This is a genomic window from Duganella sp. GW821-FHT07F09 (assembly GCF_059418705.1).
Genome location: NZ_JBWKQJ010000002.1, coordinates 470923 through 492561 on the forward strand (window position 1 = coordinate 470923; position 21639 = coordinate 492561).

Annotated in this window: 22 protein-coding genes and 2 pseudogenes; 9 read left to right on the forward strand and 15 right to left on the reverse strand. The window is 59.8% G+C overall.

The window, feature by feature from the left end; all coding sequences use genetic code 11:
• The first annotated feature begins 81 nt into the window (after positions 1 to 81).
• Positions 82 to 537 carry an Lrp/AsnC ligand binding domain-containing protein gene (locus AC07P1_RS07200; protein WP_008443393.1) on the forward strand — a complete coding sequence of 152 codons (456 nt, stop codon included), beginning with the start codon at positions 82 to 84 and terminating at the stop codon, positions 535 to 537.
• A gap of 57 nt (positions 538 to 594) precedes the next feature.
• Positions 595 to 2163, forward strand: coding sequence for a methyl-accepting chemotaxis protein (locus tag AC07P1_RS07205; protein WP_494695130.1), 1569 nt, complete (start codon positions 595 to 597; stop codon positions 2161 to 2163).
• A gap of 191 nt (positions 2164 to 2354) precedes the next feature.
• Here the strand turns inward: AC07P1_RS07205 and AC07P1_RS07210 are convergent, their stop codons facing one another.
• Positions 2355 to 3323 carry a LysR family transcriptional regulator gene (locus AC07P1_RS07210; protein ID WP_315222652.1) on the reverse strand — a complete coding sequence of 323 codons (969 nt, stop codon included), beginning with the start codon at positions 3321 to 3323 and terminating at the stop codon, positions 2355 to 2357.
• Between the two features lie 171 nt (positions 3324 to 3494).
• Here AC07P1_RS07210 and AC07P1_RS07215 point away from each other — a divergent pair, with 171 nt between their 5' ends.
• Positions 3495 to 3776 carry a hypothetical protein gene (locus AC07P1_RS07215; protein WP_494695131.1) on the forward strand — a complete coding sequence of 94 codons (282 nt, stop codon included), beginning with the start codon at positions 3495 to 3497 and terminating at the stop codon, positions 3774 to 3776.
• 9 nt (positions 3777 to 3785) lie between these two features.
• On the opposite strand, the gene AC07P1_RS07220 is transcribed toward AC07P1_RS07215, so the two are convergent.
• The 5 genes from AC07P1_RS07220 to AC07P1_RS07240 form a co-directional block, all read right to left on the reverse strand.
• The gene (locus AC07P1_RS07220) at positions 3786 to 4370 is read right to left on the reverse strand and encodes a chalcone isomerase family protein (RefSeq protein WP_494695132.1); all 585 of its coding nucleotides are present in this window, start codon (positions 4368 to 4370) and stop codon (positions 3786 to 3788) included.
• A gap of 5 nt (positions 4371 to 4375) precedes the next feature.
• Positions 4376 to 4630, reverse strand: coding sequence for a YfhL family 4Fe-4S dicluster ferredoxin (locus tag AC07P1_RS07225; RefSeq protein ID WP_090324202.1), 255 nt, complete (start codon positions 4628 to 4630; stop codon positions 4376 to 4378).
• Positions 4631 to 4642: 12 nt separating this feature from the next.
• On the reverse strand, positions 4643 to 5134 hold the full coding sequence (coaD, locus tag AC07P1_RS07230) for a pantetheine-phosphate adenylyltransferase (protein ID WP_090324204.1): 492 nt from the start codon (positions 5132 to 5134) through the stop codon (positions 4643 to 4645).
• Between the two features lie 107 nt (positions 5135 to 5241).
• The gene (gene rsmD / locus AC07P1_RS07235; RefSeq protein WP_494695133.1) at positions 5242 to 5898 is read right to left on the reverse strand and encodes a 16S rRNA (guanine(966)-N(2))-methyltransferase RsmD; all 657 of its coding nucleotides are present in this window, start codon (positions 5896 to 5898) and stop codon (positions 5242 to 5244) included.
• A 65-nt stretch (positions 5899 to 5963) separates the two neighbouring features.
• The gene (locus AC07P1_RS07240; RefSeq protein WP_494695134.1) at positions 5964 to 6794 is read right to left on the reverse strand and encodes a DUF6279 family lipoprotein; all 831 of its coding nucleotides are present in this window, start codon (positions 6792 to 6794) and stop codon (positions 5964 to 5966) included.
• Positions 6795 to 6887: 93 nt separating this feature from the next.
• Between AC07P1_RS07240 and glmU the strand changes: the two genes are divergently transcribed.
• Positions 6888 to 8252 carry a bifunctional UDP-N-acetylglucosamine diphosphorylase/glucosamine-1-phosphate N-acetyltransferase GlmU gene (gene glmU / locus AC07P1_RS07245; protein WP_494695135.1) on the forward strand — a complete coding sequence of 455 codons (1365 nt, stop codon included), beginning with the start codon at positions 6888 to 6890 and terminating at the stop codon, positions 8250 to 8252.
• A gap of 516 nt (positions 8253 to 8768) precedes the next feature.
• On the opposite strand, the gene AC07P1_RS07250 is transcribed toward glmU, so the two are convergent.
• The gene (locus AC07P1_RS07250; RefSeq protein WP_494695136.1) at positions 8769 to 9221 is read right to left on the reverse strand and encodes an Lrp/AsnC family transcriptional regulator; all 453 of its coding nucleotides are present in this window, start codon (positions 9219 to 9221) and stop codon (positions 8769 to 8771) included.
• 140 nt (positions 9222 to 9361) lie between these two features.
• Between AC07P1_RS07250 and glmS the strand changes: the two genes are divergently transcribed.
• Positions 9362 to 11191, forward strand: a complete 1830-nt coding sequence (gene glmS, locus AC07P1_RS07255) for a glutamine--fructose-6-phosphate transaminase (isomerizing) (RefSeq protein WP_494695137.1) — start codon at positions 9362 to 9364, stop codon at positions 11189 to 11191.
• A gap of 190 nt (positions 11192 to 11381) precedes the next feature.
• Here glmS and AC07P1_RS07260 read toward each other — a convergent pair whose 3' ends face one another.
• The 4 genes from AC07P1_RS07260 to istA form a co-directional block, all read right to left on the reverse strand.
• Entirely contained in the window at positions 11382 to 11771 is a 390-nt protein-coding gene (locus AC07P1_RS07260) for a hypothetical protein (protein ID WP_494695138.1), read from the reverse strand.
• Between the two features lie 423 nt (positions 11772 to 12194).
• Positions 12195 to 12479: a hypothetical protein gene (locus tag AC07P1_RS07265; protein ID WP_494695139.1), complete on the reverse strand. Its 285-nt coding sequence runs from the start codon at positions 12477 to 12479 to the stop codon at positions 12195 to 12197.
• 638 nt (positions 12480 to 13117) lie between these two features.
• Positions 13118 to 13903, reverse strand: a complete 786-nt coding sequence (istB, locus tag AC07P1_RS07270) for an IS21-like element helper ATPase IstB (protein ID WP_494695140.1) — start codon at positions 13901 to 13903, stop codon at positions 13118 to 13120.
• Positions 13900 to 14979 carry an IS21 family transposase gene (gene istA / locus AC07P1_RS07275; protein ID WP_494695141.1) on the reverse strand — a complete coding sequence of 360 codons (1080 nt, stop codon included), beginning with the start codon at positions 14977 to 14979 and terminating at the stop codon, positions 13900 to 13902. Before istA ends, istB begins: the two co-directional genes overlap by 4 nt.
• 91 nt (positions 14980 to 15070) lie before the next feature.
• Here istA and AC07P1_RS07280 point away from each other — a divergent pair.
• A pseudogene (locus AC07P1_RS07280) lies at positions 15071 to 15295 on the forward strand (helix-turn-helix domain-containing protein); the annotation flags it as partial.
• Positions 15296 to 15526: 231 nt separating this feature from the next.
• Complete coding sequence (locus AC07P1_RS07285) at positions 15527 to 16846, forward strand: DUF5623 domain-containing protein (RefSeq protein WP_494695142.1); 1320 nt, start codon at positions 15527 to 15529, stop codon at positions 16844 to 16846.
• 105 nt (positions 16847 to 16951) lie between these two features.
• On the opposite strand, the gene AC07P1_RS07290 is transcribed toward AC07P1_RS07285, so the two are convergent.
• Positions 16952 to 17647 (reverse strand): helix-turn-helix domain-containing protein, encoded by a 696-nt coding sequence (locus AC07P1_RS07290; RefSeq protein WP_494695143.1) that lies wholly within the window; start codon positions 17645 to 17647, stop codon positions 16952 to 16954.
• A 205-nt stretch (positions 17648 to 17852) separates the two neighbouring features.
• Between AC07P1_RS07290 and AC07P1_RS07295 the strand changes: the two are divergent.
• Positions 17853 to 18270, forward strand: a pseudogene (locus AC07P1_RS07295) (IS66 family transposase); the annotation flags it as partial.
• A 302-nt stretch (positions 18271 to 18572) separates the two neighbouring features.
• Here AC07P1_RS07295 and AC07P1_RS07300 read toward each other — a convergent pair.
• The 3 genes from AC07P1_RS07300 to AC07P1_RS07310 all read right to left on the reverse strand — a co-directional run bounded on the left by AC07P1_RS07300 (position 18573) and on the right by AC07P1_RS07310 (position 20649).
• Positions 18573 to 19673, reverse strand: coding sequence for a porin (locus AC07P1_RS07300; protein ID WP_494695144.1), 1101 nt, complete (start codon positions 19671 to 19673; stop codon positions 18573 to 18575).
• Positions 19674 to 19834: 161 nt separating this feature from the next.
• Positions 19835 to 20290: an SgcJ/EcaC family oxidoreductase gene (locus AC07P1_RS07305; RefSeq protein WP_494695145.1), complete on the reverse strand. Its 456-nt coding sequence runs from the start codon at positions 20288 to 20290 to the stop codon at positions 19835 to 19837.
• A gap of 35 nt (positions 20291 to 20325) precedes the next feature.
• The gene (locus AC07P1_RS07310; RefSeq protein WP_494695146.1) at positions 20326 to 20649 is read right to left on the reverse strand and encodes a CzcE family metal-binding protein; all 324 of its coding nucleotides are present in this window, start codon (positions 20647 to 20649) and stop codon (positions 20326 to 20328) included.
• 339 nt (positions 20650 to 20988) lie between these two features.
• Between AC07P1_RS07310 and AC07P1_RS07315 the strand changes: the two genes are divergently transcribed.
• Complete coding sequence (locus AC07P1_RS07315; protein WP_494695147.1) at positions 20989 to 21609, forward strand: OmpW/AlkL family protein; 621 nt, start codon at positions 20989 to 20991, stop codon at positions 21607 to 21609.
• The last annotated feature ends 30 nt before the right edge of the window (positions 21610 to 21639 follow it).

The window sequence follows — 21639 nt, forward strand, 5'->3', positions numbered from 1 at the left end:
CTGGTATTACAGGGGGCTAGCAATAGATTGTTTTTAGTGAGACAATTTAACCAAATAATATTTATTTGGGAGTCCCCGGAAATGTTAGACAAGATCAGCAAAAAAATCTTGATGGAGTTGCAGAGCGATGGCCGCATCAGCAACGTGGAGCTGGCGGCGCGGGTGAACCTGTCGCCGGCCGCTTGCCTGGAGCGCGTGCGCAAGTTGCACGAGTCCGGCTACATCATGGGCTACACCGCGCAGTTGAATCCCCAGCTGCTCGACGTTTCATTGCTCGTCTTCATCGAAGTCGTGCTTGATCGCACGACACCCGAAGTCTTCGACGCCTTCAAACACAGCGTCCAGGTCATCCCGGAAGTGCTGGAATGCCACATGGTAGCCGGCGGTTTCGACTACCTGGTCAAGGCCCGGGTCAAGGACATGGCCGCCTACCGCGAGTTCCTGGGTAAAACCCTGCTCCAAAAAGGTGTGCGGGAAACCCACACTTATGCCGTGATGGAAGAAGTCAAGAATACCACCAAGTTACCTATAAAGTAGTATGTAGGAAATAAATTAGTCGCTACGCGCCGAAGCGTCGGGTACAACGGGGGACAAATGAAGCTTTTGCAGCAGAAGTTGGTGCAACGTGGATTATGGTTGTTGGGTGCTACGGCGGGCGGAACTTGCCTGGCGTACTTGTTCAATCTTGCGGCGGGCGATAACGCCTCGTTGATCTACACGGCGGCGCCGGCGGCGTTGGCCGGCGCGCTGATCTCCTGGTGGGCGGCGCGCCAGGACAACGACGAGGGTGGCGTGCGCCGCTTCGCCCAGACCGTGGGGGCGGAAATCGACGCCATCATGATCGGCGCGGCGGAAACCTCATACTTCGTCGATTCCGTTAAGAAGAAGATCGAGCTCGATGTCGGCACCGCCGGCGGCATTGTTCAAAGTTCCGCGCAAAACGCCGCGACCACCGAGCGCATCGCCGCCAACGCCGAGCGCGCCGCCAAAATCGCCGCCCAGGTGCGCGGCGAGACCGTGGCGGGCCGCAGCGAGGCGGACAACGGCCTGCAGCGCATCCGCACCGCGCGCCAGGACGCCCAGACGGCCGCGTCCGTCATGACCAGCCTGCAAACCAACTCCCGCAAGATCTACGGCTTCACCGAGGCGATCAGCGAGATTTCCGCCCGCACCAACCTGCTGGCGCTGAATGCCGCCATCGAGGCGGCGCGCGCCGGTGAACAGGGACGCGGTTTCGCCGTCGTCGCCAGCGAGGTGCGCCAGTTGGCGTTGCGCACCAAGGAAGCGACCGACGAGATCAGCACCATGGTGCGCGAGATCAACCAGCAGGCGGAACAAGCCGCCACCGGCATGACGTCGCTGGCGGTGCAGGTCAGCGAGGCGGCCGGCAATGTGGAGAAGGTGCACGGGTTGCTGGGCAATATCGAGCGTTCCTCTGGCGTCTCGGAGGAAGAAATCGGCCAGATCGCCCGGGCGTCGCGCGAGCATGTCGCCACCACCGAGGAAATCGCGGCCGCGATCGCCAGCATCCGCGACAGCCTGTTATCCACGGAGAAGGAATTGCCGCGCGCCGCCAGTTCGGCGATGGCGCTGGCCGAGCGGGCCGAGGTCATCACCGGCGCGCTGGGCGAGTCGTCGATCGCCACGTCGCACGATGCGATCCGGCATGCCGCGCAGCAGGCGGCGCAGGAAGTGGGCAGGATTTTCGAAGCGGCGCTGTCGTCGGGCAAGATTACCCGGGATGCGTTGTTCGACCGGACGTACACACCTATCCCGAATACCGATCCGCCCAAGCATAAGACGAGGTTCGATGATTTTACGGATCGCGTGCTGCCTTCATTGCAGGAGGCGTTGCTGGTGGCCATGCCGCAGCTGGCTTACGCGGGTGCTGTGGATAACAACGGTTATTTCCCCACCCATAACAAGAAGTTTTCGCAGCCGTTGACGGGGAATTATGACGTCGATATCGTGAATAACCGCACCAAGCGGATCTTCAGCGATCGTACCGGCAAGCGTTGTGGGTCGAATACCAAGCCGTTCTTGCTGCAGACGTATAAGCGCGATACGGGGGAAGTGATGCACGACCTGTCGGCGCCGATTTATGTGAACGGCAAGCATTGGGGCGGGTTCCGGATCGGGTACCGCTCGAGCACCAAGCACTGAGCGAGACGAACACGCACGCGACGGGATTTTTGTGGCTGGGACACGGGGGATACGAATTCGCATGGATTCACGTAGGGCGGATTAGGCGGCACGCCGTAATCCGCCATTGCGTGAGCCGTCGCATGCATGGCGGATTACGCGCTGCGCGCTAATCCGCCCTACGTGTCTCCGTGGTGTTTCCTGGCCGCTGGTTAGGCGGTGTCTTTCTTCGGCGCGCTGCCCGGCGCGGTCCGCGCCGCCACCTGGTTCATGCCTTCCAGATGCATGCGCAGCCACTTGTGCGCCGGGCTGCGCGCATCGCGCTCGTGCCACAGCATGTCCAGGTGGACCGCCGGCAGCTGGAATGGCAATTCCTTGGCGATCAACGCGTCCGTCATGCCCGTCGAGGCGATCAAGTGACGCGGCAACACCGTGATCAGATCCGAGTTCGCCACCACCCTCCCCGCCGTGAAGAACTGGTTCACCGTCAGCAAAATCCGCCGCTCGCGCTGGATTTGCGCCAGCGCCTCGTCGACCAGACCATGCGCGCGGCCCGAGAAACTCACCAACAGGTGATTGGCCTTGCAATAGTTATCCAAGTTCAGCTCGACCTTGGCCAGCGGATGGTCGCGCCGCATCACGCAAACGTAATGCCCGGAATACAGCCGTTCATGGCGGATCGGCGAACCCGTCTCGTACGACAGCTGCGCCGCCACACCAGGGAAGAAGCCGACCGCCAGGTCGATGTCGCCCCGCAGCAGCATCGGCCGCGGTTCGCGGGTGGTCAGCGGCACCATGCGCACATTGACGCCGGGCGCTTCGCTTTCGATCGAGCGCATCAGCGACGGCAGCCAGAAGGCGGCGGTGGCGTCGGCCATGGCCATGCGGAAGGTCGCGTGGGCGGCGGAGACGTCGAAGGTCTCCGGCGCCACCGCCGCTTCCAGGCTGGCCAGCGCGCTGCGCACGGACGGCCACAGCGATTCGGCGCGCGGCGTCGGCTTGACGCCGTAGGCGGTGCGTATCAGCAATTCGTCGCCCAGGCTCTCGCGCAGTCGCTTGATCGCGTTCGAAACGGCGGGCTGGGTCATGGCCAGATGGCCGGCCGCGCGTGTCAGATTTTGTTCTGTCATCACGGCGTCGAAGACGCGTAACAAATTCAAGTCCAGCGTCAAAAAGCTCATGTTGGCTCAGGTAGTATGAAAATAGGATAAGACAGTATCGAGAAATACGGATTTCTCGTCAAGGATAAGCTTTACCATTCACCAAACGAATAATTGTTATCGTGGAAGTAAATTGGATACTTATGTTGCGCTGCACTATAGTTAACTTGATTCTAAATGCACCGGTCTATCATGTCTACCTTCATCTCAGTACTGCAAGCTCTTTCGTTCATCACCGCTATACAGCTGGCGCTGGCCGCCGTTGTCACCGTGGGCCTGCTGGTTTTGTTCAAACCGCTGCTGCGCGGCTTTGCGCGCGCCGCCATGCTGATCGTAAAACCGAAGTTGACCAAGGAAGAACGTCTGCAACGCCGTCAAATGCGCGATGCGATGATGCTCAAGCGCATGCTCAACACCAGCGAATGCGGTGCCAGCCATGCCGCAGAGCTGCGCGCGATGGCTTCGCGCGCCTAGGAAGAGAAGTTAGCGCTCGCCCAGCAGGGCGGGCTTGAGCGAGCTGTCCACCGGCTTGTCGCCCAGCCAGATACGCAGCACGGCGTTGTAGAACGCCACGTCCGGCATCAACTCCCCCAGCTTTTTACCGTTCAGATAGCACTGGGTGCCCTCGCCCGGTATCCAGTCGAGCAGCATCTGGTCGCCTTTTTTGAGCGTCTGGATCTGCGCGAACACTTCGCCGAACTTCATCGTTTGCGGCAGGATGCGGGTGCGCTCGATCTTGTCGGTATTGGAACTCAAGCCTTCCATGAAGGATTTGCCGAAATCATCCGAGCTGACGTCGCGCAGCATGACGATGCTGACGCGGCGTGGACCGGTGGCGCCGAGCACGTCCGGGACGGTGGTTTTCTTTTCGGCCAGGTACAGGCCGGCCGCATACACCTTGAAGATGACCTTGGTGCGCAGGCCGGCGCCGTTCAGTTTGAGCTCCTTGCCGGCCACGGTGGCGATGTCGTCGAATTTGGCGCCGGCCACCTCGACGGTTGCAAACGCGGGCAGCTGGACACAGGCGGCCACCGCCACCAGGCTCTTGATGAGTTGTCGGCGTCGCATGGCGATCAGGCCTTGGCGGCCTGCAGGTGCTCGTATTTGGCGCGCAGCTGCTCTTCGGTCTCGCGCCAGGCGGGATTGAAGGGGATGCAGCTGACCGGACAGACCTGCTGGCATTGCGGCTCATTGAAATGGCCGACGCACTCGGTGCACTTGTCCGGATTGATTTCGTAAATTTCCGCGCCCATGTAAATCGCGTCGTTCGGGCACTCGGGCTCGCAAACGTCGCAATTGATACAGTCGTCGGTGATCATTAAGGCCATGACGGAACTCGCTTATTCGGTCTGGGTGGCTGCGATTTTCTTTTGCAGCCAGCGGTCGACCGATGGGAAAACAAACTTGGAGACATCTCCGCCCAGGACGGCGATTTCGCGCACGATGGTGCCGGAGATGAACTGGTACTGATCGGACGGCGTCAGGAACAAGGTTTCGACGTCCGGCAGCAGGTAGCGGTTCATGCCCGCCATTTGGAACTCGTACTCGAAGTCGGACACGGCGCGCAGGCCGCGAACGATGACGCGGGCATCGTGCGCGCGCACGAAATCCTTCAACAGCCCGGAGAAACTTTCCACTTTCACGTTCGGATAGTGGCCCAGCACTTCATTGGCGATGGTCAGGCGTTCTTCCAGTGAAAAGAAAGGTTTCTTGTTCTTACTGTCGGCGACGCCGACCACCAGCGTGTCGAACAGACCCGATGCGCGACGCACCAGATCTTCATGACCACGGGTCAGCGGATCGAAAGTTCCTGGATAAACGGCTACTACCATTGCGGCTCCCTGCAGTGCACCAATATAGAACGCGCATTATGCCTGAAAAACGATGTTTGCCTTAATATCGGGCAGTTTGCAGAGAAATGGTTGCAACTTAGTTGTTACTAAGCCACCAATTCCTTCAGCTTGAGCAGATGGAAGAATACCATTCCCGCCTTGTCTGCGCGGATCACTTCCCATTGCGCCATCCAATCCGGTGCAGCATCCGCCTCGAATTCCAGCGCCGCGCCGGACTCGGCGTACACCAGGCCGCCCTCTTTCAGGATTCTTGTGCACTGCGGCAGGCAGCGCTCCAAAAACTCTTGCTGATACGGTGGATCGAGGAAAATCAGATCGAATTTCTGACCGCGCGCGGCGGCCGACTGCGCCACCGCCAACGCGTCGCCGCGCATGATCTGCACATTGTCCGCTTTCAGCTTGGCCTTGATTTCGTCGAGCTGTCGCACGACTGGCACGTTGGAGTCGATCATCATGACCGACTTGGCGCCACGGCTGGCCGCCTCGAAGCCGAGCGCGCCGCTGCCGGCGAACAGATCCAGCACCTGCGCGTCGGCCCAGTTGGCGTCGCGCTGGTGGTTGATCCAGTTGAACACCGTCTCGCGCACGCGGTCCGGCGTCGGCCGCAAGCCCTGCGCGCTCAATACCGGCAGCGGAGTGCGTTTCCACGCCCCGCCGATGATGCGCACCTGGTTGCTGTGCTGGGGACCGTGGACCGGGACTTTTGCGGGTTTTGCGGCTTTGCTGGCTGGCTTCTTTGGCATGTGGCTGTGTTCTAAGTCATTGATTCAACAGGGTCCACTATACCATACGGGCTTGCTGGCGCTGGTCAGCGGGCCTCCGCCGCCAGGCTGCGGAAGTCGTCGATCCAGCCCTGCATGCGCTTCTGCGCGTGCGCCTTCTGTTCCGGCGTGGCGATCTTCACCACCGTCAAAATCAGCTGCAAGCTGCCTTGCTCGGACGCCTCGAAGAACTGTTTGTGCTCGGAGTTTTCCAGACGGTTGAAGGAATCCTTGATCAGCGTGTTGATCAGCGGAATGGTCGCTTCCTTGCTCAACTTCTCCTGCCGCACTTTGCGCACCAGGGTCAGGATCGCGTTCTGGCGGCGCTTGCGCTCGTTGAGCCAGATTTCGTTGTCCAACGGACGGGCGTCGGAAGCCTTGCGGATCTCTTCCTCCTGTGCCTTCGAGAAATTGCCGAACCACAGTTCGAACTGTTCCATCGATTTCTTGTAGCGGAATTTTTGCTGGGCTTCCTTGTCGCCCTTCATGTTCTTCTTGCGGAAGTCGTCGAGGTTGGAAGCGAACTTCTTTTCCAGCGTGTCGATCTGGTCCTGCTCCAGCGAAGTGGCCAGGCCGGCCAGCTCCGGCGCCGCCTTCAGCAGCAGCTTCTGCGTGCGGCCCTTGATATCGTCGTAATCGGCTTGCAGGTCGGCGGCCGTCAGGTTGCCGGCCAGCTGCCTCTGTCCCGTTTGCAGGATGTGCACGTAGTCGTTCAACTGGGTCTTGCGATGCCAGCTGAACAGCTTGTCGATCTCCTTCTGCACCACGCCTTTTTGATCCGAGGTCAGATCGACGTAACCGTCCAGCCACCAGTACAGCAAGGTGTCGCCATTGTTATAGGCCAGGCGCAGCGAACTGCACGCGGCGAGCACGGTCATGAGCGCAATCAGGAAAAGGCGGCTTATCGTTCGGTTGCCGTTTTGGGACATGTTAGACTTTTGCATTTACTCACTCACTCTATCTGGCTTCTTATGAACGTCGTTATTCTCGCCGCGGGTATGGGCAAACGCATGCAATCCGCGCTGCCCAAGGTTTTGCATCCACTGGCCGGCAAGCCATTGCTCTCGCATGTGCTTGATACCGCGCGCAGCCTGTCTGCCAGCCGATTATGCGTTATTTACGGACATGGGGGCGCTGCCGTGCAGGAACTGTTGGCCAGGCAGCCGGAAAAGGTCGCCACCGCGCTGCAGGAGCCGCAGCTGGGCACCGGCCACGCCGTCATGCAGGCGCTGCCGGAGTTGGACGACAGCGTGCCGACGTTGATCCTGTACGGCGACGTGCCGCTGACCACGAGCGCCTCGCTGCAAGCGCTGGTCGACGTGGCCGGCAACGACAAGCTGGGCATCCTGACGGTCGAGCAGGACGATCCGTTCGGCCTGGGCCGCATCGTGCGTGAGGGAGGCGAGATCGTCCGCATCGTCGAGCAGAAGGACGCCACCGACGCCGAGCGCGCCATCAAGGAAATCAACAGCGGCATCATGGTCGCGCCGACCGCGCACCTGAAACGCTGGCTGGGCGCGCTCAAGAACAACAACGCCCAGGGCGAGTACTACCTCACCGACATCGTCGCGCAAGCGGTGGCCGACGGCGTGCGGGTGGTCTCGGCGCAACCGTCGGCGCAGTGGGAAGTGGCCGGCGTCAACAGCAAAGTGCAGTTGGCCGAGCTCGAACGCATCCACCAGCGCAACATCGCCCTCAAGCTGCTGGAACAGGGCGTGACGTTGATGGACCCGGCGCGCATCGATGTGCGCGGGGAATTGATCTGCGGCCGCGACGTCACCATCGACGTCGGCTGCGTGTTCGAAGGCAAGGTCGAACTGGGTGACGGCGTGCGCGTCGCCGCCCACAACGTCATCGTCAACGCTCGCATCCTGGCTGGCGCCCAGATCAAGCCCTTCTGCCATATCGAAGAGGCGGTGGTCGGCGAAGTCTCGATCATCGGCCCGTATGCGCGTCTGCGCCCGGGCACGGTGCTGGCCGAGGACGTCCACGTCGGCAACTTCGTCGAAATCAAGAATGGCCAGGTCGCCGCGCACAGCAAGGCCAACCATCTGGCCTACATCGGCGACGCCACCATCGGCTCGCGCGTCAACATCGGCGCCGGCACGATCACCTGCAACTATGACGGCGTGAACAAATCGCGCACGGTCATCGAGGACGACGCCTTCATCGGCAGCGACAGCCAGCTGATCGCGCCGGTCACGGTCGGCAAGGGCGCCACCCTGGGCGCCGGCACCACGCTGAGCAAGGACGCGCCGGCCGGCAAGCTGACGATTTCGCGTCCGCGCCAGGTCACGATCGACAACTGGAGCCGCCCGGTCAAGAAGCCAAAATGAGGCGTTGTGGATAAACGTGTGGACATCCACCAGAACAAGCCGGGATAACTATCCCGGCTTTTTTATTTGTGGATAAAGATGTGGAGAAGCCTGCTGATAAGCCCTGAAGAAGCCAGGTATAAGCAGGGGAAATCTGCTGAACAACTTCATCTCGGTGAGGACCGACGATCCGCAAAGCCGCACTCAGCCGTGATTTTTGCCACATTGTGGATAAACCTGTGGGAAATCATGTGAGTAACGCAGGATAACTTTTAAATGTGGATAAGGCTGGGTATAAGCGGGTGCGAAGCCTCTGAATAAGCTGTGCAAACTACGGGAAAAGTGCAGCGTCGAAAAATACGATGTGAACAAGCCTGTGCACAAATTAGGGATAAGCCGAGGATAACGTGAGGCACGTAGGGCGGATTAGGCGGAACGCCGTAATCGGCCATCTATGGGTCGCTGACGGAGCATGCATTGGCCGATTACGCTGCGCTAATCCGCCCTACGTGCCTTAACGGCGGCTCCAATTCCACCTCAAACCGCAATCCGCGTCTCAAACTTACTCCGAAACGTAGAAAAGTAAGCCTTCACATTCCTTACATTGGTCTGCGTCGCAAACAACCGATGCGCCAGCGCATGATAAGCAGGCATATCCGCGACCTGCACGATCAGCACAAAATCCGGACCCGGCGCCACCCGATAACACTGCAGCACCGCATCCTCCCCCGCCACGTGGGCCTCGAACTCCGCCATCCGCTCGGCCGCCTGCACATCCAGCGAAATCTCCACGATCGCCGTCAAGCTCGGCCCCACCTTCTCCGGCGCCACAATCGCCACCTGCCTTTGAATAACCCCGGACTCCGTCAACTGCTTGACCCTGCGCAAACAGGTGGGCGGCGACACATGAACAGCCAGCGCCAGCTCGCTATTGGTTTGAGACGCATCAACCTGGAGCACATTGAGAATGCGACGATCTATCTCATCCATAAAATTTTCCCGCTTAAATGAAATAATATTTCATGATATCGAAGTGATGAAAGATTATTTCAGAAGACGAGTCAATAAGAAAGCATATTTCACAGAGGCTGCTCTACGATGGCCTCCTAACTTAACAGAAGAGGTTTTCCATGTGCGGCATCGTCGGCGCGGTAGCGCAACGCAACATCACCCCGATCCTGATCGAAGGCCTCAAGCGCCTGGAATACCGCGGCTACGACTCCTGCGGCGTCGCCCTGCACGTCGACGGCCAACTGCAACGCTCGCGCAGCACCTCGCGCGTGGCCGACCTGGAAAAGCAGGTCGACGAAGCCCACATGAAAGGCTTCACCGGCATCGCCCACACGCGCTGGGCCACGCACGGCGCCCCCGCCTCGCACAATGCCCACCCACACTTTTCGCCCTCGGCCGACCAGGCGCGCATCGCCCTGGTCCATAACGGCATCATTGAAAACCACGACGAACTGCGCGCCGAACTGACCGCGCTCGGCTACGTCTTCCAAAGCCAGACCGACACCGAAGTGATCGCCCACCTGGTCGACCACATGTACAACGGCGACCTGTTCGACACCGTCCAGCACGCCGTCAAACGCCTGCACGGCGCCTACGCCATCGCCGTGTTCAGCCGCGAAGAGCCGCACCGCGTGGTTGCCGCCCGCCAGGGATCGCCGCTGATCGTCGGCATTGGCCAGGGCGAAAACTTCGTCGCCTCCGACGCCATGGCGTTGGCCGGCACCACCGACCAGATCATCTACCTGGAAGAAGGCGACGTGGTCGACCTGCAACTGGGCCGCACCTGGATCGTCGACGCCAACGGCAAGCCGGTGCAGCGCGAAGTCAAAACCGTGCAGGCGCACACCGGCGCGGCCGAGCTGGGCCCGTACCGCCACTACATGCAAAAGGAAATCTTCGAGCAACCGCGCGTCATCGGCGACACGCTCGAAGGCGTCACCGGCATCATGCCGGAACTGTTCGGCGACGGCGCCTACAACGTCTTCAAGCAGATCGACCGCGTGCTCATCCTCGCCTGCGGCACCAGCTACTACTCGGGCCTGACCGCCAAATACTGGATCGAATCGGTTGCCAAGATCCCGGTCAACGTCGAAATCGCCAGCGAATACCGCTACCGCGACAGCGTGCCGCATCCCAATACCCTGGTCGTCACCATCTCGCAAAGCGGCGAAACGGCCGACACCCTGGCCGCGCTGAAGCACGCGCGCAGCCTCGGCATGGAGCACACGCTGACCATCTGCAACGTCGCCACCAGCGCCATGGTGCGCGAGTGCAAGCTGGCCTATATCACGCGCGCTGGCGTCGAGGTTGGCGTCGCCTCGACCAAAGCCTTCACCACGCAGCTGGCCGCGTTGTTCCTGTTGACGTTGTCGCTGGCACAAATCAACGGCCGCCTCACCGACGACGAGGAAGCGCAGCATTTGAAAGCGATGCGACACCTGCCGGTCGCCATCTCCGCCGTGCTGGCGCTGGAGCCGTTGATCATCGCCTGGGCCGACGATTTCGCGCGCAAGGAAAACGCCCTGTTCCTCGGGCGCGGCATGCACTACCCGATCGCGCTCGAAGGCGCGCTCAAGCTCAAGGAGATTTCCTATATCCACGCCGAAGCGTATCCGGCCGGCGAGCTGAAGCACGGCCCGCTGGCGCTGGTGACCGAGGAAATGCCGGTCGTCACCATCGCCCCGAACGATGCGCTGATCGAGAAGTTGAAATCGAATATGCAGGAAGTGCGCGCGCGCGGCGGCCAGCTGTACGTGTTCGCCGACGTCGACTCGCGTATCACCTCGGGCGAAGGCATCCACGTGATCCGCTTGCCGGAGCACTATGGTTTGCTGTCGCCGATATTGCACGTGGTGTCGTTGCAGCTGCTGGCGTACCACTCGGCGCTGGCGCGGGGTACGGATGTGGACAAGCCACGGAATTTAGCGAAGTCGGTGACGGTGGAGTAGGAAAACACTTTAAATCCGCTCCACTTGTCAGAGGTAAATAGATAGGTTAGGAGCCCCGCGAATCATTAGGTTAGGAGTGGGGGGTAAAATTTGCAACGGAGCCTTATGAAACATGCAAGAAAAAGCTTTACATTCCTGACACTTGGCACCCAAAAGACAGCGGCAGCATAAGCTGCCGCTATAAATGGCCTTAGTCGTCTTCGGTCAGGTCATCTTCATCAGGAAACAGCTCGTCGTACATGTCCTCGATGTCATCCTCGCCAAGGAGCAGTAAGCCTTGCTTGGACTCTGCCAGCCGTTTCGCGCCCAGCTTGAGCCATGCTTCCGACTTATCAAGGGAAACAATGGCAAATTCCGAGCCAAGGGTTATCAGCAGCCAGTTCAGTTCGGCCAGCTCGTCTTCAAGCTGCACGACAAAACTGCCGCGAATGCTTTTGCGGTTCGCGATAATTCGCAGCGTCGTAAGCCCGAAACGATATCGGTTGACTTGCCGGTCTTTCTCCTTTTCATAGAGCTTAGCGTTAATGGCTAGGAGTTGGGCGGTGGCTTTAGCTGAACGACGAGGAAGTTTGCTTTTCATAGTAATGCTCCTATGCGAATTGATATGTTTTTACAACTAGACGGTTTTACAGCATTAGGTGCCTTTGAAGGCGAAGCTAGTATAATTTAAAGAAAATTTGGTGTCAATAGCGGAAGATTTGATGGCCTGCGCATCATATCTGGTGCGTTGGTGCGGTGGTGCGTTTTGTGGTGGTGGCTCAGTGGCCGAGTGCAAGGCGGTCCCCTGGTTCGAGTCACAGCAATCACCACAAAAGCTAAGTCGTTGCGTCTCGAGGTCTTACGAGCTGCCTCCCACCACCAAAAAGAAGCCTTACATGCCGGGACAAAAAATTCTCGTGCTATCCCTCTAGTCCCTGTTCCGGGTTAAGGCTTCGATTCGAGTTTGATGCACTTCAGTCGTGCATATACTTTGATGCAAGAATCTACATGCTACCCGTCGCGGTCATGCCGTTGCACAGAAGGTCGCCACCAGTCGATGGGCTTCGCTGATGTGGGAATTGCCGCCTGCGTGGACGAGGTTCATTGTGCGGGCATCCTTGCGACCAGCGGTAATACGTTCCTCATCATGAGCCTGAAAGCTAATTGGCCAGTCGGCCAGCAAAACTTCGAGCTGTGCGAGAAATTCGACCGCTTCAGCGATGATTTTTGGCAAGGCTGAGCGACGCGTCGACCCGAGTTGCTTCGAGTCTGCATGTAGGCAGAGAATCCGAATGACCTTCACCAGCATGTTGATATCCACGCCATGCGGAACCGGCTCCATGCTGCCAGACGTTTGGCCATTGCTCGCAATTAGCGTCGACAACCAGTGCTGTACTGGGAGCGCCGGCGTTTGCGGTAGCCTACCCAGGTCATCGCCACACGAACAGAGCCCTATGTAAAGCCGCTCCGGCAACAGGTGTTTTCGGCAGGCGTCGCACTGGTCAACGAGCTGTATGCGGTGCTTCGGACATGCGGTTACATAGGTGTGTTCCCACTGGTGTCGTAATCAGTAGAGCGATTCAGCCAGGCACGCCGGACACCCAGCAAGTGGTGCGCCCTCGTCCAGTCCAGGAGGCTCCGCTTCGGGTCTTTGTATTTTGGCGACACTGCTGCGCTTGCCCAGGCTATCGTGACGTGTGCAGTTAGTGATTGTTTCGTAGCTTGAAAGAACAACGGCCACCTCGATGAGGCGGCCGTCATTTTTTTACGGAGTGGCGTTTGACTCGACGGACACCATTAAGCTGAGCTAGCTGTCCTTACTGCGCGCAGTGGCGGCAATATGTCAACAGCGAGAAAACTGATACAGTTTTGGCGCTCGCAGCGATTTAAAACTGATACACCTCCGTCACCAGCACGCGCTGGATTTTTCCTCTTTTCGTAGCCCGGTCAAGCGGCTTGGTCGCTCCTGATACTCTGCACAATTCCTGCCTGTCGCTGATGCTTCAACCGGTAACTTTCGCCAGTTATGGGCACGATATGGGCGTGGTGCAGCAAGCGGTCCAGCAGCGCCGCCGTCAGCGTTGCGTCCTGCGCAAACGTCGCGTCCCATTGCCCGAACGGCAGATTGCTTGTCACGATCAGGCTGCCTTTTTCGTACAGCGCCGCGATCACCTGGAAGAACAGGTTAGCCTGTTCGCGGTTCATCGGCAGGTAGCCGATTTCGTCGATGATGAGAAGCCTGTACGCCTTGATGTCCCGGTGCATCACCGTCTTCAAACTGTTTTGCGCGTGCGCCGTCGTTAGCGTCAGCAGCAAATCGGACGCCGTCATGAAGCGCGTCTTGATGCCGGCCTGCGTGGCCTTGTACCCCAACGCCATCGCCAGGTGGGTCTTGCCAACGCCGCTGGGGCCGACGAGCACCACGTTCTCGTTGCGCTCGATGAAGCCCAATCCGGCCAGTTCCTCCACCTGGCTGCGCTTGACGCCCTTGGCGAAGTCGTAGTTGAACTGCTCCAGCGTTTTGATCGCCGGGAAGCCGGCCAGGCGCGTCATCATGCTCTGCTTGCGCACCGTCCGTCCCGCCATTTCCTCGCGCAGCAGTCCCTCCAGGAAGTCGCTGTAGGCTATCTCATCCTTGGCCGCCTGCTGGGCCGCCGCGCCGTAGCCCTGTGCCACAAAGGGCAGCTTGAGCGCTTCGCACATCTGGGCGATCCGTTCATATTGCAGGTTCATGCCGCCACCCCTTGCTTGACGTTCATGAGCAACTGCTCATAGACCGCCAACGGGTGCTGCGCCGGCGCCGCTTCGGCGATCCGCTCGGCCACGATGGCAGGTCGCGGCAGCGGCGTCTCCGGTTCGGCCAACTGCGGCCGCGCGGCGGCCACGTCGCCGCGCCACGGCGGCGCCAGTTGCTGCAAGTGCGGCACTTCCAACGCCATCCGCACCGCCGGCTGCTCCTGCGTCGTGCCGTGCACCCGCTCGTTGGCCACCTCGCGCAGCCAGCGCGCCACCTCGGCGTTCGCCGTCACGACGTCGAGCTGCAAACTGCTCTGGGCAAGGCGGCTCGCCAACGGCACGTAAAACGAACGGCGCAGATAGCCGTTGAAGCGCTCGACCTTGCCCTTGGTTTTGGCCCGGTACGGCTGGCACAGCTTGATGATGAAGCCGCTGTGCTTGGCAAAGTCCAGGAAGCCGGCATGGTAGCGGTGCTGGCCGTCGCCGTACACGTCGCGCTCGATCACCACCGTCTTCATGTTGTCGTACAGGACCTTGCGCGGCACACCGCCGAACGCGGCGAAGGCGCGCTCGTGGCAACCGATCAACGTGGCCACCTTCATGTCGCTAACGAACTCGACGTAGCTGGTGCGGCTGTAGCCCATCGTGGCGCAGAACGCGTGCAGCGGCGCGCTGCCTTTGCGGAACTCGACCCAGTCGACCTGCAACTGCTCGCCCATCGCCGTCTCGAAGCGCACCTCGGGCTCGGCCGGCAGCGCCGGACGCAATGAGCGCATGAACGCACGCAACTGGCTGAGACCACCTTGGTAGCCACGCTCGACAATCTCGCGGTGCAAGACGCTGGCCGGTATCCAATTCGGCTGCGCCGCCGCCTGCCGCTCGCGCAGATAACTTTCGTGCGCCGCCAGCTTCGTAGGGCGCTTGACCTTGCGTTCGTACTTCGGCACCGCCTCCAGTGCCAAGTGCCGCCGCACCGTGTTCACCGCGCAGCCCACCTCGGCGGCGATGCGCCGCAGACTCAACTCATGCTTGCTCAATAACTGAATTTCCACGTACACCTCGTTGGGTTTCAAGGCTGCTCCGCAAAGCAGCCATCATCTCAAAACGGTGTATCAGTTTTCAATCGCTGCTTGTATCAGTTTACAACCGCTGCTTACATGTCAGGAGACCGGCGGCATACGTCCAACACAGCGATGCCGTGGCGCGCGGGCTTTGACGCTTTCCGAACGAGAAGAAATATCTCGATCGGTCATTACAGGAGAGTCAATCCGCGCACTGGCGACCCGACTGCGGCGTGTGCCTTCAACAATCAGCAGATAAAACAAACGCAATGGTGGCCGCGAAGCATATCGCACAGTTTACGCGGATCAGCGTACTTGGGTTCAGGCGTGCGGCAGGTGACGGCAACAACGTTTAAACGTACCACATTATTTCGCCCTCGCCAATCACCCCATGTTTGTGGGATACTGTTGGGAGGGCTTCGGGCAGGAGCCTGCCACCCGTCATAGCAAAGCTGTTGACAGCACTGCCGACAAATTCCCTCTCTTCCTGTACATGTCATATTCAGGTTCGAGAAGCGGCAGACGGGTGACGTTTCGCCATGAACCAGGAGAATTTGTCATGTCGAGTGAAGCTATTCGCCCGTCCACTCTGGACGGCATCAAACGCCTCGCCAAATCGCTCAAGACCGAGCGGGGTATTCAACACGTTCGGGCCTTGGACGATGCTGCGCAGGTGGCAGGATTCCAAAACTTCCGTCACGCAAGCAATGTACTGCGAACTGAACCTAAACCGGAGCGCCCGCGCCCCGCGCATCGCATCTTCCTGACCGCTTACTGGAAAGACCACGAAGGTGGCGCGAGCGGCCGTGAGACGCTAACCATCTGGCTGTTCGCTTCATGGGGTGACCTGATCACTCCGCTTCAATTCCAGAACCATCGTGCGCTGGCGAGCTTCCGTGCAGAGGGTCCTGACCATCTGGCGCGTGAGCATCTGCTGCGCACGCAGTCAGAGGCCAGACGTGCAGTCTGTGCAGCCGCACGCGCCCTGCATTTCATGGATGCGACACAGTTGCGCCCTTCTAAGAGCCATAGCCGTGCCTTCCCAAGTGGGCGGTCGAGCAATGCTATTCCCGGCCGCGATCACTACAGCATCTGGTACGACCGCGAGACGAAGCGCTACCTGTTCGTGGATGAACCTTATGAGAAGGCCGTCAAGAGTAAGGTCCACGAACGCGAAGCCTGGGCAAAGCAACACGGCTGCGCCATCGTCAAGCCAGGGTGGGCCGGTATGTACGCGCCAGATGTTGGCTCGCGTCTCTACCTGGTCGCAGATCAAGCCAAGGGCATTCCGTTGCAACCCCTCGCTGCCGCACTGGACGAGCTGTCCACACCTATCGTCGAAAGCACGTGGGATGGCGAATCTGCGCCGATGACGCCGTTTTTCGTGAGCCCTGGCACGATCGCCAAGGCATCTGCAGAGAAAGATAAGCCGAAAGCGCTACGCACACCGAACAACGGTCAGCGCAATTCGGTCGGCTACGTCCAGACCTTCGTCGGTCCACAGCGCCGTCCGAAGGGCAGGATGTCGCTTGGGACGCACGCGGAGGTCGGCCAACTGCTGAAGTCGGTGCTGGTAGCCACTTACCACCGCAAGGGTGTCTACAACCGCGTCAACGCGATCCGCAGTGAACTCGACGAATGGACGCAGCGGGAATACAACCATGCCGAGCTGCCGAACGAGCAGTTCTTCGAATTGTACTACCACGAATCCGGTTCGACGTTCTCGCGGTCGCTTACGGACGCGGAGCGGGAACGTCATGCCGAAAGCCTGGCGCACGTGAAGAAGCTCCTCGGCGAGCACTATCCCGATTGCCCTCCGCTGCGGTCGCTGTTGAAGAAGGTGGATGCTGCGGCCAAGTCCCTGCAAAGCTGGGTGTGACGGATTAGTGGCGGCGCGTGCTGCGCGTCGCCACCTTTTGTTCATGCGCGAATCCTATGCCAGCATCACCGATGTAGTCTAAACGCGGTGCTGGCAAGCGCCACCTTACAAGCGAATGCCGCCAGACTTCGGCGTAGCGAATTGCTCTGGCTCTTTGCCGAGAGGAAAGCAGACCACGTACAGTACGTTTACACGCATCGGTTTGCTATCGGTTTCTGAGCCCCATTTCACCTGCATTTTGCGTTCGGCGTATCGTAACGAAACACCGAGCGTTTTGAGTGCTTCGATTTGGGATTGAATCTCATCGTACACCTCGAACTTCTGCGTTTCGCTGTAAGCATCGGCGCAGTCCCGGTAGTCCCGGAAATAATCCACCAGTGCGGCAAAAGTCTCGTCCGCTTCGCGGGTCAGCTCAAAGGCCGACTCCGACAAGTCCATTGTACAGTCCTCCGCGAGCTTGGCCAACTGCTTGCCCGTAGTCAGCGGAATCGCCGTCAAAGTGACGTGCTCCCGCTCGAACTTTTCTTTTGCTGCCTTGAGTTCTTCTTCGGAAGGAATGGTGAACGGCTTGTTGAGCGCGTCTATGTCCTCGAACTCGAATGCGTTGGCAAGGGCGCGGCGGGTGTCGAGGCTGGCAGACAATCCTTGCTCAACGCGCTGGATCGTTCGCACATTGAGGCCGGAGATTTCGGCCAATTGCTCTTGTGACCATTGCCGCACCTCGCGGAACAGTTTGATGCAAACGGCCAGTTCATTAGGCGTCAGCAGGCGGGTTTGTTGAGTGTTTTCTGTAGCGTTCATTTCATAGCCCCATTGTTTCAACCGATGTGGCGAAGTATGGAGAGCCCGAGGCAAGGACAACACGACAGGAACCCGACAGTTGGCCGACAAGCGTCAGGATAGCTTCCAACCCGGCTATTTTCAATGCTTTGCATCCCGGCGTACCGCCGTCGGGCTCGCGGGCCTTGCCCTATGCCTCGTGCCGAGTCATGCCTGACAGTGCTGGCATCCGCAAACACACCTGGCCAACTTCAGTGGCGTGCTGCAGGCCGATGCTTACAGAGGCTTCAACGCGCTTTACGTCGACGGCACGATCTAAGAGGCGGCCTGCTGGGTGCACTCGCGCAGAAAATTCTACGACCTGCACGTGGCCAGGCCCTTGGCCATCACCACCGAAGCGCTGCGACGGATCGCCGAACTGTATGTGATCGCCGAGATTCGCGGCAAACCGCCGCACGAACGGCAACTGGTGCACCAGCAGTGAGCACGCCCACTACTTGAAGACTTCGGCAACTGGCTGCGCGCCACGCTCGAAAAACTGTCGCGCAAGTCGGACTCGGCGGCGGCGATCCAGTACGCGCTAAACTTGTGGCCGGCGCTGCTGCGCTACTGCGACGACGGCATCATCGAGATCGACGGCGAGCGCGCTGCCGCCATTTACTTGTTGATCGGCACGGCTACGCAATGGGGGATAACCATGGCATCCTTTCAAGCTACTAGTAAAATGGCAAAGGAAAACGGCAACACGCCCGCGCCGAGGTAGATGCGCAAGCGTCGAGGCCTTCGTAAGTCATTGCTATTGGATGATGTTTGAAGCGTTCAGCCGAACTACGCTGAGATTGGACTGGCGTGTCCAGGGGTATGACAAGTCGGACGGCGGGCGGCGCCTGGGTGGCTTCGAGCAGCTCGGTGTTGCTACTTGTGCCCGACGCGGAAGACGTGGCAATCAGAACGCGTAACGGATGCCGGTCGCCACACCCGACTGGTTCAGACCCAGCGCAACCGTGCCGCCGACATCGAGCGGGATCGCGGCCCGGCCGGCGTTGTTCATCCGGCCAAGCAAACCGTACACCGCCGTGTGCTTCGACAGGAAGTACGTCAAGCGCAGCGAGGCCAGCGTCGAGCCGTTGTCGCTGCCCTTGACCTCGAGCCGCGACACCTGCGTGTCCAGCGTCAGCATTGGCGTCAGCGGATAACTGCCGCCCAAGTAGTACAAGTTCGATTCGAGATCGTTGACCCGTGTGGCGGCCACCCTCTTGCGCGCGATGACGCCGGTGCCGATGCGCAATTTACCCGTCATCGCATAGCCGTTCAAGGCGGTGCGGCGGTCGTAGCTGTCGCTGGTGGTCAATCCCGCCGCCGCGCCGGCGTTCCCGTACATGATGTCGTAGCTGACGGTGGCGCCCAGGCGCTTGTTGTCATAGCCCAGCAAGGCGGTCACCTGGCGGCAGGCCTTGGCGTCGCCGGCCACCTCGCCGGGACAATTGGTGGCCGGCGGCCCTCCGGCGGCCGAGCCATCGCGCCCGAAGCTATAGGTGGCGCCGGCCATGAAATCGCCGAAATTGCCGAGATAGCCGATCGCATTGTCGCTGCGGGCGTTCGGGATGTAGGGATCGATGCTCCCCATGCTGAACAGGTTGGGGCCCAGCACGTCCGACTTGAGCAGCGAAATGGACGTCATGTTTACTTGTCTGCCCAGCGTCAGCGTGCCGTAGGCGCCCTTCAGGCCGACGGAGGCCTGGCGGCCGAACAGCCGGTCGCCCTGCCCCATCAACCCATTGTCGACATGCAGGCCGGCCTCTAGCGTGAACACGGCTTGCAAGCCGCCGCCGATGTCTTCGACGCCACGGAAGCCGACGCGCGACGGCATGCTTCCCGTCAACGTGGGCACCTTGGCGATGGAGTCGCCTGCCGCGTTGGCGTTGGTGGTGTAGACCACGCCGCTATCGAGCAGGCCATAAATACTCACACTGCTTTGCGCCATCGCGCCGTGGGTGGCGAGGCTGCCGAGGCAGGCGACGGCGCAAGCGTATGTTGTCTTGTTCATTACATCGCGTCCATGATCGTTCGTGTGGATTGGCACTCGAGAACTCTGGTCATTTGTTTCCCGACGACTTCTTCGAAAATGACTTTCGTATGCAGGAAAGGCTGGCGAAAAAAAATCCGACCTGAAACCTGGATCGGATTTTTTGACCGGGCGGCCGGCGCTTACTCTTTTTCTGGCATGGCCGACGAGTGGTGGCTGGTTATCAGCCATTCGGTGCCGTACCATTTATAGGTATAGGTGTAGCGCGCCTTGACTTGCTTGCCGTCGGCAAACTTGAAGGTGTACAGGCCGGCATCGACCGCGCTGTTGCACTTGATCTTGATGCGGCGGCTGTTGATGGTGCCGACCGGCTTACCCTTCAGGAAGTGCTCGAAGTAATCCTTCTTTTCCTCCACCGTCATGCGCGGCGTGTTCGACACGGTTGGCAGCAGCACCGAGTTTTCCGAGTAGTTGGCTACGACCTTGTCCGGATCGCCGGTTTGCAGCGAGGCGTTCCAGCGGTCGAACAGGCCGGCGATTTCCTTTTCCGACGATGGATGGCAGTCTTCACTGCCGGCGGCGTGGGTATTTCCTGCCAGCATGATGCAAGCGAATGGAAGGATGGTCCAGTAGCGCATGATATTCCTTGTTGGTGGATGGATAGTAGGAGGGCTTAGCCGCCGTGGTACAGCGGGTTCGGGGAGACGTACACGCGCACGCGGTGGGTGTCGATTTCCTTCGGCGCGATTTTCGACAACGGGAAGCTGGTGCTGGCGCGCAGCGTGTCGAAGTGCCACGCGAACGATTTGTCGCCGACGACGAACTTGACCGTGTCACCCTGATTGACGTTGACGTGCTTGGTCTTCGGCAGGATCTTGATGACGCGGGTGTCCGCTGCGGCGGTCGCGGCGGTGCCGTTGACGTTGGTTTTGTTGGCCGCCATGGCGGTGATCGGCAGGCAGATTACCAGTGCCGCGAGAGTCAGGAATTTTTTCATTTACGTGGTCCGAAGAAGAAAATGGGACGCCAAAAAGGGCTCTGGCGATGGACACGAAGTATCATTGTTCGTCGTCAAGCGCACCATCAGGAACGCTTACTATTAATACCAAGGAATTTCTGAAAGTGGCGTAGGAAAAGCCGGCGCCGCGCGCCGATCCGATCGCATCCCCATCCCTTGCCATCCCCCACTTCCCCCTAGGGATCGCCTGATCGAATAATCAAGTTATCCCGATGGCGAGCGCGAGCGCGCTAGGGCACACTTGCGCCCCTCGCGCCATGCCCCAACGCCGAGAAATTCGTAGCCATCCGGGACACAACGACGACACAAGGAAGTGAAATGAACAAACGTTTAGCAGCATTGATATTCGCAACGATCGGTACGCTGGGCACCATCGCCGGCAACGCCGCCGCCCAGGAAACCCCATGGCTGGTGCGCGCGCGCGCCGTCAACCTGGACATGGCCAACAAGTCCGATCCCATCGCCGGCGCCGGCGTGTCGGATCGCCTGACCGTCAGCGACAAAACCATTCCGGAATTCGACATCTCCTATTTCTTCACGCCGAATTGGGCTGCGGAGCTGGTGCTGACCTATCCGCAAAAGCATAATGTCATGCTCGACGGCCAGCACATCGGCACCTTCAAGCACCTGCCGCCCACGCTGCTGCTGCAGTACCACTTCGTGCTGGATTCGCCGCTCAAGCCGTATGTCGGCGCCGGCGTGAATTACACCGTCTTCTCGAAGGTCAAGCTGCTCGACGGCAGCGCCGATCTGGAACACGACAGCGTCGGCCTGGCGCTGCAAGCGGGTGTCGACTACGCCATCGACAAGCAATGGTCGCTCAACTTCGACGTCAAGAAGGTACAGATCCGCAGCGACGTCTACGTCGGCGGCGCCAAGGCCAGCCGCGTCAAGGTCGACCCGCTGATGCTGGGCTTGGGCGTCGGCTACCGCTTCTGATGTAGCGCGGAGAAATAGAATATGGGCGGC